We start from the raw sequence: 15,590 nt of genomic DNA, 5'->3' as shown, positions 1-15,590 counted from the left end.
AGCCGGGCGTGAGCGGAGAGACGTGAGATGTTGAGGAGATTGATCCGCGGAGCGCTGGTGGTTGCGCTTGCCGCGAGTACGACCATCGTCGCAGGATGCGCGACCGAGACAGCCTACCGCCCGGCGACCGGGTCGGGCTTCTATCGCACTGGCTTCACCGATACGCGGATCACGCCGGATCGCTACCGTGTTACATTCGCGGGCAATTCGGTCACCGATCGCGACGTGGTGGAGCGTTACCTGCTGTTCCGCGCGGCGGAACTGACCACGCAGAACGGCTATGATTATTTCGTGATGGCGGATCGCGACACCGATCGGCAAGCACGGACCTATTCGACGCCGGGCGCGTGGGGACCGGGCTTCGGACCGTATAGCGGGCTCTGGGGTCCGCGCTGGGGCTTCTACGGACGCTTCGGTTACCGCGCTTGGGATCCCTTCTGGGGCAATGGCTGGGGCGGTTGGGGCGGCGGTGCGGACGTCCGCACGGTCGATCGTTACGAGGCAAGCGCCGAGATCGTCATGTTCAAGGGGCAGCCGGAACGTGGCAACGTTCGCGCGTTCGACGCGCGGCAGGTCATCGCCACGCTCGGCCCCACGATCAAGCTGCCCGAAGCGCGCTAACTTCTAGCAGGTACACGAAAGGCTCCTTGTCAGTCGACAGGGAGCCTTTTTTCTGTGCGCCTGGCAGAGGCTAGTCGGCACAACCTTGGCAGTTACCCATCGCCACCCGCGCTCACCTGCTAAGTCAGCCGACCCGTGGCACGAACTTTACCGCCGAACAGGACCATCGCGCCTTGCGGCAACAAACGGCGCGGCTATCCGCACGCCGCTTGCCATACCTCACCGGTCACACCGCGCCGTGGCAATGCTTGTACTTGCGCCCCGACCCGCACGGGCACGGCGCGTTGCGGCTCACCTGCCCTTCCCACTGCGCAGGATCGTCGCCGACGTCGACGGGGCTCGGCTGCACCATCTGCATCGGTGGGATCTGCGTCTGGATCAGGCCCAGCGTGCCCGCATCCACATCGGCGGAATTGTCCTCGCCGGTGAACGGATCGAAGTGCGTTGTGATGAAATCGGGTAGCTCGGGCAGTTCGGGCAACGCTTCCATCCGGAATTGCGCCTGCGCGATCGTCCTGGTCACGTCGACGCGGATCGCATCGAGCATACGCTGGAAGAGCGAGAACGCCTCCTGCTTATACTCGTTGATCGGCGTCTTCTGCGCATAGGCGCGCAGGTGAACGACCTGCCGCAGCGCGTCGAGCGTCGCCAGATGCTCCTTCCAATGATGGTCGAGGTTCTGGAGCAGGATCGACTTCTCGACCGACGTCCAGGTTTCGGGCTCCAGATCGGCCGCCTTCGCGGCGACCATGGTATCGGCCTCCGCCTGAACGCGCTCGGTTACCAATTCCGGATCGATCGCCTCTTCCTTCAACCACTCGTCGATTGGCGGCTGGATGTTGAGCACCTCGGCTAGCTGCGTCTTCATCCCCTCGATATCCCATTGCTCGGGATAGGAGTTGGGCGGGCAGGCATCGCCGACGATCGCGTTGACCGTCTCGGCGCGCATGTCCTCGACCACGTCGCCGACCGTGTCCGCGTCCATGATGTCGGCGCGCTGCTCGTAGATCACCTTGCGCTGATCATTCATGACGTCGTCATATTCGACGACCTGCTTACGCACGTCGTAGTTGCGCGCCTCGACCTTCTTCTGCGCGGTCTCGATCGCCTTGGTCAGCCACTTCGACCCGATCGCCTCGCCATCCTCCAGGTTGGAACGCATCATGCGCGCGAACAACGTGTCGGGGCCAAAGATGCGCAGCAGATCGTCCTCGAGGCTGAGGTAGAAGCGGCTAAGCCCCGGATCGCCCTGGCGTCCCGACCGCCCGCGCAGCTGGTTGTCGATGCGCCGGCTCTCGTGCCGCTCGGTACCGAGTACGAACAAACCGCCCGCCTCCAGCACACGCGCCTTCTCCGCCGCAATCTCCTGCCGGATCTGCTCCAGCGCCTGTTCGCGCTCCGGCCCCTCGGGCATCCCGGCGAGTTCGTCCTCGGCGCGGAACTCGAGATTGCCGCCCAGCTGAATGTCGGTACCACGACCCGCCATATTGGTGGCGATGGTGACCGCACTCAGCCGGCCCGCCTGCGCGACGATGTGCGCTTCCGACTCGTGGTAGCGTGCGTTCAGGACCGAGTGATCGACGCCTTCCTGGCGCAAGAACTCGCTCAGCAACTCGGACTTCTCGATCGACACGGTACCGACCAGCACCGGCTGGCCCTTGGCGGCATGCTCGCGAATCTTCTTCGCAATCGCGCGGAATTTGTCGTGCGTGTCCTTGTAGAACTCGTCCTCCTCGTCGACGCGATTGATCGGCCGGTTGGTCGGGATGGTGACGACGTTCATCTTGTAAATGTCGAAGAACTCGGCCGCCTCGGTCGAGGCGGTGCCGGTCATGCCCGACAGCTTGGGATACATGCGGAAGTAATTCTGGAACGTGATCGAGGCCATCGTCTGGTTCTCGGGCTCGATCGTCACGCCCTCCTTCGCCTCGACCGCCTGGTGCAGACCGTCGGACCAGCGGCGACCGTCCATCATGCGCCCGGTGAACTCGTCGATGATGACGACCTTGTCGTCCTTGACCAGATAATCGACGTCGCGCTTGAACATCACATTCGCGCGCAGCGCCTGGTTGAGGTGATGGACGACCTGCGTGTTCTCAAAATCGTAGAGGTTGGCGCCTTCGAGCAGGCCGGCACCCTCAAGAATACGCTCGACCTTCTCGGTCCCGTCCTCGGTGAGGACGATCGTCTTCTGCTTCTCGTCCTTCTCATAGTCACCGTCGTCGAGCTGCTTCACCACCGCGTCGACGCTGATGTACAGATCGCTCTTGTCGTCCGTCGGGCCGGAGATGATCAGCGGGGTGCGCGCTTCGTCGATCAGCACCGAGTCGACCTCGTCGACGATCGCCATCGCGAACGGGCGCTGCACCATGCTGCTGCGCTCGTACTTCATGTTGTCGCGCAGGTAATCGAAACCGAACTCGTTGTTGGTGCCGTAAGTGATGTCGGACGCATAGGCCTGCCGCCGCTCCTCGTCCGACAGGTTCGGCACGATCACCCCGGTGGTGAGACCCAGGAAGCCGTACACCCGGCTCATCCAATCGGCGTCGCGCGCGGCGAGATAATCGTTGACGGTGATGACGTGGACGCCGTCACCCGGCAGCGCGTTCAGATAGGTCGCGAGCGTCGCGACCAGCGTCTTGCCCTCGCCCGTGCGCATCTCGGCGATCTCGCCGCGGTGGAGCACGATGCCACCGACCATCTGCACGTCATAGTGCCGCTGACCGAGGACACGCCGCGCCGCCTCGCGCACGGTCGCGAACGCCTCGGGCAGCAACTGGTCGAGTGTTTCGCCGTTCGCCAGTCGCTCGCGGAACAGCACCGTCTGGTTGGCGAGCGTGGCATCGTCCATCGCCTGCAACGCGGGCTCGAACGAGGCGATCTTGGCGAGGATAGGATTAAGCGACTTGACGTAGCGGTCGTTGGACGAACCGAAGAGCGATTTGGCGATGCCACCGAACATGGTGCGGATCCTGTATCTGGAAGCGACGCGTCTCCTGCTCGGGCAGGGCGCGTGGGGAAGAATGACGAAAAAGGGTGCGGTGCCGCCGCGACGCTACTCGCGCCGACGCGCGGCGTAGAGCGGATGCACCGACCGAAGCACCAGGCTGCGCACCGATGGGATCGCGACCATGGCGACGATCGTCGGCAGTTGCTGCACCGGTCGCGCGGTGGCTGCGGCGCGGCGCAGCGGTGTCGCGAGCGCAACGCTTCCCTGCGCGACGGCCTGCACCACCTGAGTTCCGCGCGCGCCCCCACCGATCCCGGTGATCGCAGACAGGAGCGCAGACAAGAGCAGCAGCAGGTTCACGTGCTTCGACATAAGGCGCGTGTTCGCCACCGTCCACTGTTCAGCGCGCACGTCGCGTCGCGGCCGCTTACCGTGCAGACAGGCGGAACAAGGCGCTGTCGGCATCACGGTAGAGCGGCGCGCGTCCGGGCCATGGATCGCGCGCACCACGGGTGTTCAGCACCCACAAGTAATCGAAATACGCACGCGGTGTCGCCGCGATGCGCCGATGGAGTGCACTCAACCCCGGCGTCCCGCATCCGAACGCCGGCACGTGCTGTGACGGATCGTGCACCCACTGCACCGGTGCCGGGTAGACGACGCGCAGCAAGGGCGCTCCGACCAACGGCCATTGCGAATTGACCAGCGCGTCGCGTCGCACGATCGCCAACCCCGGCAGATGCGACCAGCCGTTCGCCGCCCACCCGGTGTGACACGCGTCATCGAGCACCACCGCGGAGATGCGCGCACCGCGCGGCACCAGATCGAGGGCGGTGAGCGCATGCGCGTAGCGACGATCGGCGGCGTACCAGCGCCCCGTCATTTCGGCGGTGCGCACCACGAACAATGCCGCGGCGAGCAGCATCAGCGCCCAGGCGTCACGCGCGCGCCCACGCGACCGCAGCGACAAGGCCAGCGCGATCGCCGCCGCAGGCGCGATCCGCTCGTCCGCCGCCCAACTCGAGAAGATCGTCGCCGGCATCACCGTGCACGCGATGCTCAACAGCACGCCGCCCGCCGCCATCCGCGGATCGATCACGAGCGACCGTCGCCACAACAGCACACCGACCGCGAGCAGCAGCAGGATCGGCACGCCGATGTCGAGCACCGGATCGCCGCCGCGCAGGATCGTGACCCAGGTCATCACCTTGCGCTCGATCAGCTCGGACGTGTCGCCATAGCTGAACAGCGCGCCACCGCCGCCCTGCCGCCACGACAAGGTCAGCACCACCGGCGGCACGAAAGCGAGCACCATCGCGCCCACCTGCCGCAGCGCCGGTGCACCGATGCCGCGCTGAACCAGTCGCGTCCCCTCGAACCCGGCGACCAGCAACGCCAGCACGGCCCAGCCCATCGCGTGCGCGACCCATACCAGCAGGACCAGCGGAGTCAGCACCAACAATCGCGACACGAGTGACCGCTCCGCCATCCGCACCCAGGCGGCAAAGACGAGCAAAGCTAGACCGAGCGACAGGCAGTAATTGACGAAGCCGAAGTGAAACGGATTGCCGAACACGAAGCAAGCGGCGACCACCGCCGACGGCTGGACGCGCCCGTGCACCGCGCGGCTCACCGCCGCGATCCCTGCGATCGTCAGCAACGGCACCAGCGCGACCATCGCGCGTGCCGCCGCCTCGACACCCAGCACCGGTCCGATCACCGCAACGATCAGGTCGCCACCGAGATTACCGACGACGTGCCAATCGAAACGGTAGTAGCGCGCGCGCCACGGCGAGCGGCCCGCATCCAACATGACGTGAAAACGCCCCACATGATCGAACAGGTCGGTCATCGTCGGCAATCGCACCAACGCGAACGGCAACAGCGCGCACAACAGCAATCCCGCCAGCACGAACACGACGCGACGTTCGGTCAACGCGTGGGTCGTCGGGTGATCGTCCGGATGGCCTATGCGCACGATGGTGGTTCCGCGTTCATCCCGCCGTTGCTGCCACACGCGTGGTCAAGATCAGGTGAACGCGGGAGAACAGCCAGTCCCGTGCGACATGGGGGTTATCGGCGCAGTGGCAGTCGCTTGGTTGCTGAACGAAGTCTCGTTGCAGATACTTGTAAGCGGTCAGTCGTGCGGCAAGACCCAGCGTACGGGGATCTGGCGCGTTGCTTCGATCGCCCTGCCGGCGGCGTCACGCGCCGGCTCGAACGCACCGCGTCGGACAAGTATGTCGCACGTTGCGGCGTCGAGGCGTGGATGACCACTCAACGTGACGATGCCGCACGATCGAACGCGGCCATCGCGGCCGATCAGGATGCGTGAAACGGTGCGCCCTTCTTCCTCGTTCCTGATCGCTTCAGCCGGGTATGCCTCGGCCCCGAACCACGCCGCCGGGCTGCCCTTCGCCGTTGCCGCCCGCGAAGGCGACGCGATCGCAGCAGGCGGTGCTGCGATGGGTGCAGGCGGCAGAAGCACAGGCGCAGGCGCAGGCGCGACCATCTTGGGCTTGCCATGTGTCCACCATCGCCACGCATCTTGCGCGAGCCACACCGTCGTGACCCCGCGCAGGCCGATCAGCACGGCAACCAGCGCCAGTACGAGCAACATCAGCCCCTTGCCCGAACCGACGAACCACGGCTGCGGCCGCGCGTGGCTCGGATCGAGCCCGTTCTGCGCGCGTGCCTGGCGCCGTGCGAGATCCTCCAGATCGTCCATCAATCGCCCTACCCAGTGCTGCCGACGCAGCCTATGGCGCCCGCATGTCTCAGTCCACGTCCGCTTCGCCGCTCGCCCTGCCGTTTCCTGACATGTCGCCGATCGCAGGCGTGACGTTGCGCACCGCGCGCGCGCGCTACAAGGCATGGGACCGCGCCGACCTGACCTATGTCGAACTCGCGCCCGGCACCGCGGTCGCGGGCGTGCTGACGCAGTCGAAATGCCCCTCACCCGAGGTCGAATGGTGCCGCCGCGCTTTGGTGATGGGTGAAGCGCGCGCCCTGGTCGTGAACGCGGGCAATTCCAACGCCTTCACCGGCAATCGCGGGCGCGCCGCGGTCGAGGCGATCGCAGCGCGTACCGCGAGCCAGCTCGGCTGCCAGCCGTCCGACGTGTTCATCGCCTCGACCGGCGTGATCGGCGTGCCGCTGCCGATCGACAAGGCCGAGGCCGGGCTAGACGCCGCCTTTGCCGCGGCCCCGACCGGCTGGCGCGACGCCGCCGACGCGATCGCCACCACCGATACCTATGCCAAGGGCGCGAGCGCGACCGCAATCGTCGATGGCCGCACGGTCACGATCGCCGCGATCATCAAGGGATCAGGCATGATCGCGCCCGACATGGCGACGATGCTCGGCTTCATCTTCACCGATGCCGCGGTCACGCCGGGCTACCTCCAAGCTGCGCTGTCAGCCGCGAACGAGCGCAGCTTCTCGTGCATCACGGTGGATGGCGATACCTCGACCAGCGATACCGTGCTCGCCTTCGCGACCGGCCAAGCGGGTAACACCCCGCTCGCCAGCGACGACGACGCGGGCGCCGACGCGTTCCGCGCCGCGCTTGCCGACGTATGCCGCCAACTCGCGCTGCTGGTGGTTCGCGACGGCGAAGGCGCGTCCAAGCTGATCGAGATCACCGTTGAAGGCGCAGAGAGCGACCGTTCGGCGCACCGCATCGCGATGAGCATCGCCAACTCACCGCTGGTCAAGACCGCGATCGCGGGCGAGGATGCGAACTGGGGCCGCGTCGTCATGGCCGTCGGCAAGGCCGGCGAGCCGGCCGAGCGTGACCGGCTGTCGATCCGCTTCGGCGCGACGCAGGTGGCGAGCGCGGGGCTAGCGGTCGAGGGCTACGACGAGGCACCGGTCGCCGCGCACCTGAAAGGTCAGGAAATCGAGATCGGCGTCGACCTTGGGCTCGGCGACGGCACCGCGCGCGTGTGGACCTGCGACCTGACGCACGGCTACATTTCGATCAACGCCGACTATCGTAGCTGAATGCCGGTGGACGCGCTCGACCAGACCATCCTCCGATTGCTCGAACGCGTCGCCGCGGAGGTGATCCTGCCGCGCTTCGGCCGCCTCAGCGCTGCCGACACCGCGGAGAAGACGCCCGGCGACTGGGTGACGATCGCCGACCGCGAGAGCGAGGCGATCATCACTGACGAACTGCTACGGCTAGATCCGCACGCGCGCGTCGTCGGCGAGGAAGCCGCGTCGGCCGACCCGTCGCTGATCGACACGGTCGGACACGGCCGCGTCTGGCTGGTCGACCCGCTCGACGGGACCAACAACTTCGCGGAAGGCCGCGAGCCATTCGGCATGATGGTCGCGCTGGTCGAAGACGGCGTCACGCAAGCCGGCTGGATCTACGCGCCCGTTACGAAGCGGCTATGCTCGGCGCGGCGCGGCGCTGGCGCGTTCATTGACGGCGTGCGGGTCACGGCCGCGCGCCCGACTGACCGAGTGCCGGTCGCGACCTACTCCAATTATTGGTTCTCACCCGGAGAAGCCGCCGCAATCGAGACCGCGGCCGCTGGCGTGCTCGACCTGCGCCACGGCCTACGCTGCGCGGCGGCGCAATATGCCGCGCTGGTCGACGGCACGCACGACATCGCGCGGTTCGAGCGCATCTATCCCTGGGATCACGCCGCGGGATCGCTGTTCCTGACCGAAGCCGGCGGCCACATCGCGCGCCCAGACGGTCAGCCCTATCGCTCGACCGACACCGGCAAGGGCTTGCTCGCGGCAGCGTCTCATGAAATGTGGGAGTGCGGCGCGCGCGTCCTCGGCCAACCGCTGGCCTAATCGCCCGACGACTACGTGCCGATCAGCGTCGCCGCATTGGCAGGATGTCGGAGGCAGGTCCAAGGTCTTCCTGCGCGACAATCTCGATCACGTCGATATCGCTCGCCTGGCCGGAGGTAGGCGGACAAGGGCCGTGTCGGTTGAACGTTTCAATCGATGCCGCGCGCTCGACACCGATGAATTCGACCCGGAATACATGGTCCAACGGCCACAGTCCGACGGAGGCGTGCTGCCGCGCTTTGTCGCGGTTGAACCATGCAAACGGCGTCATCCGCGATATCACGGCAACGTCACCATTCTCGTAGAAACGCTGCGCTTCGAACTCGTTTACGAACACACCAGTCATGCGGCGCGGCGCAGACACCGGCCCCCAAGCGCAAGGATCAACCGGCGCTGCTGCCTGGAGCAGCAGCGCCGCCAGGATCACGCCAGCTCGCCCTCAAGCCAAGCCTTGATGCGACCCTTGGGCTCCGCACCAACCTTGGTCGCGGCCGGCACACCGCCCTTGAACAGGATCATCGTCGGGATACCGCGCACGCCGTACTGGCCGGGCGCATCGGGGTTTTCGTCGATGTTGATCTTGGCGATCGTCACCTGCTCGCCCAACTCGTCGGACAGCTCCTCCAGGCTCGGCCCGATCATCTTGCACGGCCCGCACCACTCGGCCCAGAAATCGACCAGCACGGGCTTGTCGGCCGACAGCACGTCGTTCTGGAAGCTGGCGTCGGTGATCTTCTTGGTAGCCATCGTAAACTCCTTGTGTTGCCCAGCATCTAGGATGCGCGCGGCCAGCGCTCAACCATCCGCGACCAAGCTTTGCTCCGCCGCCGCCAAGCCGCGCTTGCCGCGCGCGAGTGCCGCATCGTCGAGCGGGATCAGCACCGGACCACCGGTATACAACAGCGCGACCTCGACTGCGTGATCAGGGAAGATCACCGCCAATGCCGCCTGATACGCCGCCATCTGCTTCAGGTGATAGTCCGGCACCGCCGACGCGTCGCGTGGCACCTGCCGCCCGGTCTTGTAGTCGATCACGCGCACGCGAGCCTCGTCGATCAAAAGCCGATCGACCGTGCCCGAGACGACGCGCCCGTTTTGCAACACCGCGCTGATCGGCGCCTCAACCAGAGCCTCGGGCCCGAACAGATCGGCGAAGGCGGGATCGTCGAGCACGCGCAACACGGGCGCGACGATCGCCGGCCGGTCTGCCACCGGCACCTCACGTGAGGCGAGCCATGCATCCGCCGCCGCCTCTCGCGTCGCCGGCGCGACCGCGGGCAGCCGCTCGAACAGCGCGTGCATCAGCGTGCCCCGCTCGGCCGCGGCCTGCATCTCGGACGTCGGCGGCGCGTCGCCTGCGTCGTCCTCGCCCAGCGACGAGGGCGCGAGCGGGCGCGGCGGACGCTGCTCCTCGGGCGCCGGCGTGCGCGCCCAGGCGGGCAGCGGCAGTTCGTCGCGCGCTTCCGCCGCCTTCGTGCGGCGCACTGATACCGGCGCCCGCGGCTCGGTGCCGTGAAACACCCGCGGCTCGCCGTGTGCCTTAGCCACATTCAGCGCATCAAGCGTCCGCTCGGTCACCGCGTACCAGCTCGCCGGCGGTGCCTCGCCCTTCAACTTGGCGCTGAGCGAACCCGTCACCACCAGCCGCTCCTCCGCGCGCGTCGCCGCGACGTAGAACAGCCGCCAATGCTCCTCGCGCTCGCGCCGCTCCGTCTCGGCCAGCGCCGCGTCGATCTCGCCCGCGCGCTCGGCCTTTCGCGGGCGGAACACCGGGATCGGCTCGTCGAGCCCACCCGGCTGCCACATCACGGTCGAGCGCGGTGCCGAGTCGGGGTCAGCGGTCGCGTCCGCCAGGATGACGAGCGGCGCCTGCAGTCCTTTCGCCCCATGCGCGGTCATCACCCGCACCGCATCGAGCGGCGCAGCGGCGTCGCGCACGATCTCCACCTCGTCGCGCTCGAACCAATCGAGGAAGCGTTGCAGCGATGGGGTGGTCGTGGTCTCGAAATCGAGCGCGGCGTTGAGCAGCTCCTCGATCGGATCGCGCGCTTCCTCGCCCAACCGCGACAGCAATTTGCGCCGTCCCTCCAGCGGCCCCGACAGAATTATCTCCAGGAACTGGTACGGCGTGCGGAAGTCGGCACGCGCCAGCATCAGCTCGAGGTCGCCGAGCAGCGACGGAACCGTCTCGCTCAGGTGTCGCCACAACGTCCCCTTGCGCGGCACCGCGCGCGCCAGCAACTCGTCCTGCGTCCAGCCGATCAGCGGCGAGACCAGCAGGCTGGCGAGGCTCAGATCGTCGTCGGGTTGCAGCACGAAGCGGATCGCGGCGAGCAGATCCTGCACCGCCAGCGGCGCGCTCAACCGCAACCGATCGACGCCCGCGACCGGCACACCCTCGGCATAGAGCCTGGCGACGAGCAGTTGCGCCAGCTCGCCGCGCCGCTTGACCAGGATCATCACGTCCTCGGGCCGCAGCGCACGCCCCTTGCTCTCCAGCATCAATCCGCCATCAAGCCAGCCGCGCACCAGCTTCGCGATCCGCGTCGCGTTGGCGCGCACCGCGTCGTCGATCCAGCCCTCCTCGCCGCCTTCCTCCGCCTCACTCGTGCCGGCGGCGATCGCAGGGATCAGCATCACCTGCCCCGGCCCGGCGATCCGGCTGCCGTGCGGCGGGATCGCATCCTCACCCGCGAACTGCGCCGGGCCGACTTGCTTAATCGCCGCGTCGACGAACTCGAGCACCGGCGCGGTCGAGCGGAACGAGTCGACCAGCGACAAGCGATCGAACGGAAGCCCGCGCTCATCGGCCGGCATGTCGTTGTCGCCAGCGACCATCGCCGCGCGCATCTCGAAATAGCGCTCCGCCGCCATGAAGTTGACGGGATCGGTGCCTTGGAAGCCGAAGATCGCCTGCTTGGTGTCGCCGACCGTGAACAATGTGCGGACCGAGGGCGCATAGACGCCGCGCCCGACAAAATATTCGTCCACCAGCGCGCGGATGATCGTCCACTGCGCGACGTTGGTGTCCTGCGCCTCGTCGACCAGCACGTGCTCGGTGATCTGATCGAGCTTGTAGCGGATCCAATCGCCGATCCCCTCCTGCCTGAGCAGGTTGACCGTCGCGCGGATCAGATCGTCGAAATCGACCGCCCCCGCCCGCCGCTTCGCCGCCGCATAGCCGCGCGCATACTCGCGCCCGACCTCCAGCGTCGAGCCGAGCAGATCGGCGTAGGCGGCGCGTACCTGCAAACCTAACAGGTCGGCGCACGCGTTGCCGAGCTCCTCAGCCAGCGCGACGTAATCGGCCTCCGCCGCGATCAGCTTCGCCGACGCCTTGCGCGGCTCGCCCGTGCCGGTGCGCACCACCGCCATCAACGCGCCCAGTTGCTCGACCCGTCCCGCCGCGTCCGCCGCGAGCCATTCGGCGACCGTGTCGGCGTGCTTCAACCCGGTCGCCGTCCCCCAGGCTGCGTTGGCCGCGGCGACGCGCCGGATCGCTTGTTCGTCCAGCCCCGCGCAGCGCTCGCGCACGTGCGCCGCGATGACGCCCAGCGGCACGCCCAGTGCACCACGGATGAACGCGGCAACCCCGCTCGGCAGCGCCTCCAGCGCGCTGCCGGCGCGCGCGCACTCGTGCAGGAACTGCTCCGCCCCCTGCTCGCCCAGCCGGACGCTCAGCGCGCCGATCGTCGCGACCGGCGCGTCGCGTCCTTCGCGCTCGGCGGCGACCAGCATGTCGGACAATGCCTGCCGCCTGAGCAGCGCTTCCTCGCGCGGCTCGATCGGGCGGAAGCCGGGGACGAACCCCGCCTCGACCGGAAACGACGCGAGCAGGCTCTGGCAGAAGCCGTGGATCGTCAGGATACGCAGGCCGCCGCCGGGCGCATCGAGCACCTTGGCGAATAGCGTCCGCGCGCGCGCGATCTGCCGCGGATCGCCCGGCTCGCCCAAGGCCCGCAGGTCCGAGAACAGCGCGGTGTCGTCCATCCGCACCCAGGCGGCGAGCCGCCGGCTGATCCGCGCGGTCATCTCCGCCGCGCCCGCCTTGGTGAAGGTCAGGCACAGGATCGCCGACGGATCGGTCCCGCCCAGCAGCAGGCGGAACACCCGGGCGGCGAGCACCTGCGTCTTGCCCGTCCCGGCCGAGGCGGACAGCCAGACATGCGCGTCCGGGTTGCTCGCGCGCTGCTGGTCACCCTGCAACGCCGGCAATGGCGCGAGCGCGTCAGCGTTCACGGCCATACCATTCGTCGCGGCGCATCAACTGGTCGTATTCGGCGAACGGCGCGAACTCCGGGTGCAGCTTGGCGACGAACGCTTCCTCGCCGGTCAGCCAGCGCGCCGCGGCCTCGGCGAAGCTGTCGCGCGCGGCGCGGGTGAAATCGTCGGTCATGATGCGCCCGTTCTTGCCCGCCGGATCGGCCGGGCTGGTCACCGCGCCGAACCCGTCGCGTCCCTTTGCGAGCGACCAATATTCGAACCCGCCCGCGCGGCCCTCAACGCCCTCGAACGCGCCCTCCTCCGCCATCGCGCCGAGCAGCCCCAGTTGCAGGTTGAACCCGCCGCGCACTGCCGCGACCGACGGCGCCTTGCCGGTCTTATAGTCCACGACGATGATCGACCCGTCCGCGGCGCGGTCGACACGGTCGAACCGGCCGGTCAGCTTGATCCCCGACAGCATCGTGTTCCCCTGGCCCTCGGCAGCCAGGATATCGCGCCCCTCGGCACGGTTCGCCTGCATCGTCGCGGCGATCCACTCGATCCCCGCGATCAGCCGCGGTTGCCAGAGTGCGCGCAGCAGCGGGTGCGCCGCGGGATCGTCGAGCATCGCCAGCGCACGCGGCACCAGCCGGTCGGGCGCGCACGCGTCGTGCTCCGCCCATTCCTCCAGCACGCCGTGGACCGCGGTGCCGCGCCACGCCGCACTCGGATCGGCATCGACCGCGTCGAGCGGGATTAGTTTAAGAATACGCCGCGCGTAAAAGGCGAACGGATCGGCCTTCAACCGGTCGACTTCGGTGACCGAGATGCTGGTCGGCCTGAGCCCGGCGCTTGGGCTCGGCGCGGGCCGCTCCGCCGGCTTGGGCGTCGCGCCGTCGTCGAGCAGCCGCGTCCACCGCTCCAGCCGATGCGCGCGCACGAAGCGCTCGCCCGCCATCGCCTCCAGCCGCAACCAGAAGCGCGACGCGAGCGCCGGACTGCGCGCGTCGCGCCGGCTGCGCGTGATCAGCACCCGCGGCGCACCCAGCCCCTGTCCGAAATCGTGCGCCGCGGTGCCGATCGCGCGCTGCAATCCCGATAGCCCCAGCTCGGCACGGATGCGCGGCGCGAGCCACGGGTCGGGCGGCGGGTTGCCCGGCCACACGCCCTCGTTCAACCCGCCCAGGATCATCAGGTCGGCGGTCTGCAACCGCGCCTCGATCAGACCGTAGATCGCCAGCCGCGGATGCTCGCCCTGGATCTGCCTGACCGCGACCTCATCCATCAGCAAGCGCAGCAGTGGCGCGAACCCCGCCGCCGATGCGTTCGCCGGGCCGAGCGGCGCCTGCCGCTCCAGGTTGGTCAGCAACTCGGCCGCGCACCGCCCCGCCGGACCGCGCCACACCTCGTCCCCGGCGAGCGCCTGCGCCGACTCGCGCAATCCCGCGACCAGTTCGGGCAAGCTCGACGTTCCGCGCCCGAACACGGCGGCGACCGGCTCCAGCAGCGCGCGCGCTTCTTCCCACCACGGCAGCGCGGCGCGGCGCAACTCGCGTTCGCGCTCCGGCCCGTCGTTCAGATGCGCGGTGATGCCGGCTAGCCCCGGCGCCGGGCGCGGTCCGCGGAGCGCACGGTCGAGCCGGCGCACCCCCTCCAGCCAACGCCCGCGCGCGTCGCCGCTTCTGACCAGCGGATGCTTGAGCAAAGTCAGCAGCGCCATCGGTGCGAAATCCTGCGCCGCTGCCTCGATGATCGCGAGCAGCAGCGTGCCCGGCGGCAGGATCGACAGCGCACGCCCCGCGCTGTCGTCGATCGGAATATTCCAGCGCGCGCAATGCGCCGCCACCCGCCGCGCGAGCGCACGATCGGGGGTGACGAGCGCCGCGGTCCGCCCAGGCTGCTCGATCCACTCGCGCATCGCCAGCGCGATCGCCTGAGCTTCCTCCGCCGGAGTGGCGAGCTCCGCCGCCTCGACCCCGGTCAGCCGCCGCTCGGCCGCGTCCAGGTCGGTCCACTTGCCGGTGAAGTCGGCCGGCGCCAGCGCGTTGGCGATCGCGCGCCCACGCACTGCGCTCGCGTCATGGTCGCTGCCGCCGACCCAGGTCCTGACCTCGCCGCGTCCAACCCCCATGCGGTCGAGGATCAGCTTCAGGTGGAATTGCGGATGCACCTCGATCGCGCGCCGCCGCATGCCCGTCACCGGGTCGGGAAGATGCGGGCCCAGCGCCTCCCATTCCTCCTCGGGCATCCGCGTGTCGAGGTTGGCGAATGCGACCATTCCCTGCGGCAATCCCGCCACCACGCGCAGCAGCCGCGCGATCGCGGGCGCAGGGTCGGTGATACCGACCGCGCAGACGAACCCGCCCGGCGGCGTCTCACGCCAGCGCGCCGCCTGCGCGTCGAGCAGCTTGATGCGCCGCACGCCCGCCTCGATCCGGCCCAGCCTGTCGCGCTCGGCGGGCCAGCGATCGAGCACGATGCGGAACAGCTCCAGTGCGCGCTGCCAATGCTCGGTCAGCCCCTCGCCCGGATCGATCTCGGCCAGCCGCTTCGGGTCCACCTCCTCGACAATCAACTGGTCGAGCGTCCGCGCCAGATCGCCCGCCAGCCGCACCGCTTCCGCCGCATCGACCGGGTGCCCGACTCGCGCGCGCTCCTCCTCGACCATGCGCGCGAGCACCATGCGGCGCTGGAGCGGGTCGATCGCGGGCGGCAGCAGCGGCGTGACGCCCGCGGGGTCGAGTGCGGCACCCAGCGCCTCGCCCAAGTCATCGCCCGCCAGACTGACGATCCGCGGCAGCAGCAGCGCACCGCCGCTCGCGCGCACGAACGCGCGCGTCATCGCGATCCCGGCGCGGTTGTTGGGCACCAGCACGAGGCCGCGCGCGAGCGTCAGCCGATCACCGCCGAACCGCCGCAGCAATCCCGCCACCGCAGCATCGGCGATCGCCCGGTGCGCCGGAATGGTAAAAAGGTGGAGCCCGCGCGCCTCGTTCACCGG

11 protein-coding genes are annotated in these 15,590 nt (G+C 68.5%); 3 read left to right on the top strand and 8 right to left on the bottom strand.

Annotation, left to right across the window (positions count from 1 at the left end):
* The first annotated feature begins 27 nt into the window (after positions 1-27).
* Complete coding sequence (locus HRV97_RS03025; RefSeq protein WP_174192185.1) at positions 28-621, top strand: CC0125/CC1285 family lipoprotein; 594 nt, start codon at positions 28-30, stop codon at positions 619-621.
* A 226-nt stretch (positions 622-847) separates the two neighbouring features.
* On the opposite strand, the gene secA is transcribed toward HRV97_RS03025, so the two are convergent.
* The 4 genes from secA to HRV97_RS03005 form a co-directional block, all read right to left on the bottom strand.
* The gene (gene secA / locus HRV97_RS03020) at positions 848-3,583 is read right to left on the bottom strand and encodes a preprotein translocase subunit SecA (RefSeq protein WP_174192184.1); all 2,736 of its coding nucleotides are present in this window, start codon (positions 3,581-3,583) and stop codon (positions 848-850) included.
* 93 nt (positions 3,584-3,676) lie between these two features.
* Positions 3,677-3,931 carry a hypothetical protein gene (locus HRV97_RS03015; protein ID WP_174192183.1) on the bottom strand — a complete coding sequence of 85 codons (255 nt, stop codon included), beginning with the start codon at positions 3,929-3,931 and terminating at the stop codon, positions 3,677-3,679.
* 67 nt (positions 3,932-3,998) lie between these two features.
* The gene (locus tag HRV97_RS03010) at positions 3,999-5,507 is read right to left on the bottom strand and encodes a hypothetical protein (RefSeq protein ID WP_174192182.1); all 1,509 of its coding nucleotides are present in this window, start codon (positions 5,505-5,507) and stop codon (positions 3,999-4,001) included.
* 201 nt (positions 5,508-5,708) lie between these two features.
* On the bottom strand, positions 5,709-6,299 hold the full coding sequence (locus HRV97_RS03005) for an energy transducer TonB (RefSeq protein ID WP_174192181.1): 591 nt from the start codon (positions 6,297-6,299) through the stop codon (positions 5,709-5,711).
* 44 nt (positions 6,300-6,343) lie between these two features.
* On the opposite strand from HRV97_RS03005, the gene argJ reads away from it, so the two are divergent.
* Both argJ and HRV97_RS02995 read left to right on the top strand, forming a co-directional pair.
* Positions 6,344-7,576 (top strand): bifunctional glutamate N-acetyltransferase/amino-acid acetyltransferase ArgJ, encoded by a 1,233-nt coding sequence (gene argJ, locus HRV97_RS03000; RefSeq protein WP_174192180.1) that lies wholly within the window; start codon positions 6,344-6,346, stop codon positions 7,574-7,576.
* Positions 7,577-8,386 carry an inositol monophosphatase family protein gene (locus HRV97_RS02995; protein WP_174192179.1) on the top strand — a complete coding sequence of 270 codons (810 nt, stop codon included), beginning with the start codon at positions 7,577-7,579 and terminating at the stop codon, positions 8,384-8,386.
* Positions 8,387-8,408: 22 nt separating this feature from the next.
* On the opposite strand, the gene HRV97_RS02990 is transcribed toward HRV97_RS02995, so the two are convergent.
* From HRV97_RS02990 to addB, 4 genes are read right to left on the bottom strand one after another with little or no spacing between them, the layout of a single operon-like run.
* Complete coding sequence (locus HRV97_RS02990; RefSeq protein ID WP_174192178.1) at positions 8,409-8,813, bottom strand: hypothetical protein; 405 nt, start codon at positions 8,811-8,813, stop codon at positions 8,409-8,411.
* The gene (gene trxA / locus HRV97_RS02985; protein WP_019517237.1) at positions 8,810-9,133 is read right to left on the bottom strand and encodes a thioredoxin; all 324 of its coding nucleotides are present in this window, start codon (positions 9,131-9,133) and stop codon (positions 8,810-8,812) included. The genes HRV97_RS02990 and trxA overlap by 4 nt, the downstream gene beginning before the upstream one ends.
* 48 nt (positions 9,134-9,181) lie before the next feature.
* Positions 9,182-12,631 (bottom strand): double-strand break repair helicase AddA, encoded by a 3,450-nt coding sequence (gene addA, locus HRV97_RS02980; RefSeq protein ID WP_174192177.1) that lies wholly within the window; start codon positions 12,629-12,631, stop codon positions 9,182-9,184.
* Positions 12,615-15,587: a double-strand break repair protein AddB gene (addB, locus tag HRV97_RS02975; RefSeq protein ID WP_174192176.1), complete on the bottom strand. Its 2,973-nt coding sequence runs from the start codon at positions 15,585-15,587 to the stop codon at positions 12,615-12,617. The genes addA and addB overlap by 17 nt, the downstream gene beginning before the upstream one ends.
* Positions 15,588-15,590 lie beyond the last annotated feature (3 nt).

Origin of the sequence: Sphingomonas hominis (assembly GCF_013328205.1) — a bacterium.
GTDB lineage: Bacteria > Pseudomonadota > Alphaproteobacteria > Sphingomonadales > Sphingomonadaceae > Sphingomonas > Sphingomonas hominis.
Note: the sequence above shows the minus strand (reverse complement) of the source record. Positions and strands in the feature narration are given on the sequence as shown.

What these genes read in the sequence shown, in the direction of transcription:
- HRV97_RS03025 (WP_174192185.1), top strand. Translation starts at nt 28, where the DNA reads ATGTTGAGGAGATTGATCCGCGGAGCGCTGGTGGTTGCGCTTGCCGCG.
- secA (WP_174192184.1), bottom strand. Translation starts at nt 3,583, where the DNA reads ATGTTCGGTGGCATCGCCAAATCGCTCTTCGGTTCGTCCAACGACCGC.
- HRV97_RS03005 (WP_174192181.1), bottom strand. Translation starts at nt 6,299, where the DNA reads ATGGACGATCTGGAGGATCTCGCACGGCGCCAGGCACGCGCGCAGAAC.
- argJ (WP_174192180.1), top strand. Translation starts at nt 6,344, where the DNA reads ATGTCTCAGTCCACGTCCGCTTCGCCGCTCGCCCTGCCGTTTCCTGAC.
- HRV97_RS02995 (WP_174192179.1), top strand. Translation starts at nt 7,577, where the DNA reads ATGCCGGTGGACGCGCTCGACCAGACCATCCTCCGATTGCTCGAACGC.
- trxA (WP_019517237.1), bottom strand. Translation starts at nt 9,133, where the DNA reads ATGGCTACCAAGAAGATCACCGACGCCAGCTTCCAGAACGACGTGCTG.
- addA (WP_174192177.1), bottom strand. Translation starts at nt 12,631, where the DNA reads ATGGCCGTGAACGCTGACGCGCTCGCGCCATTGCCGGCGTTGCAGGGT.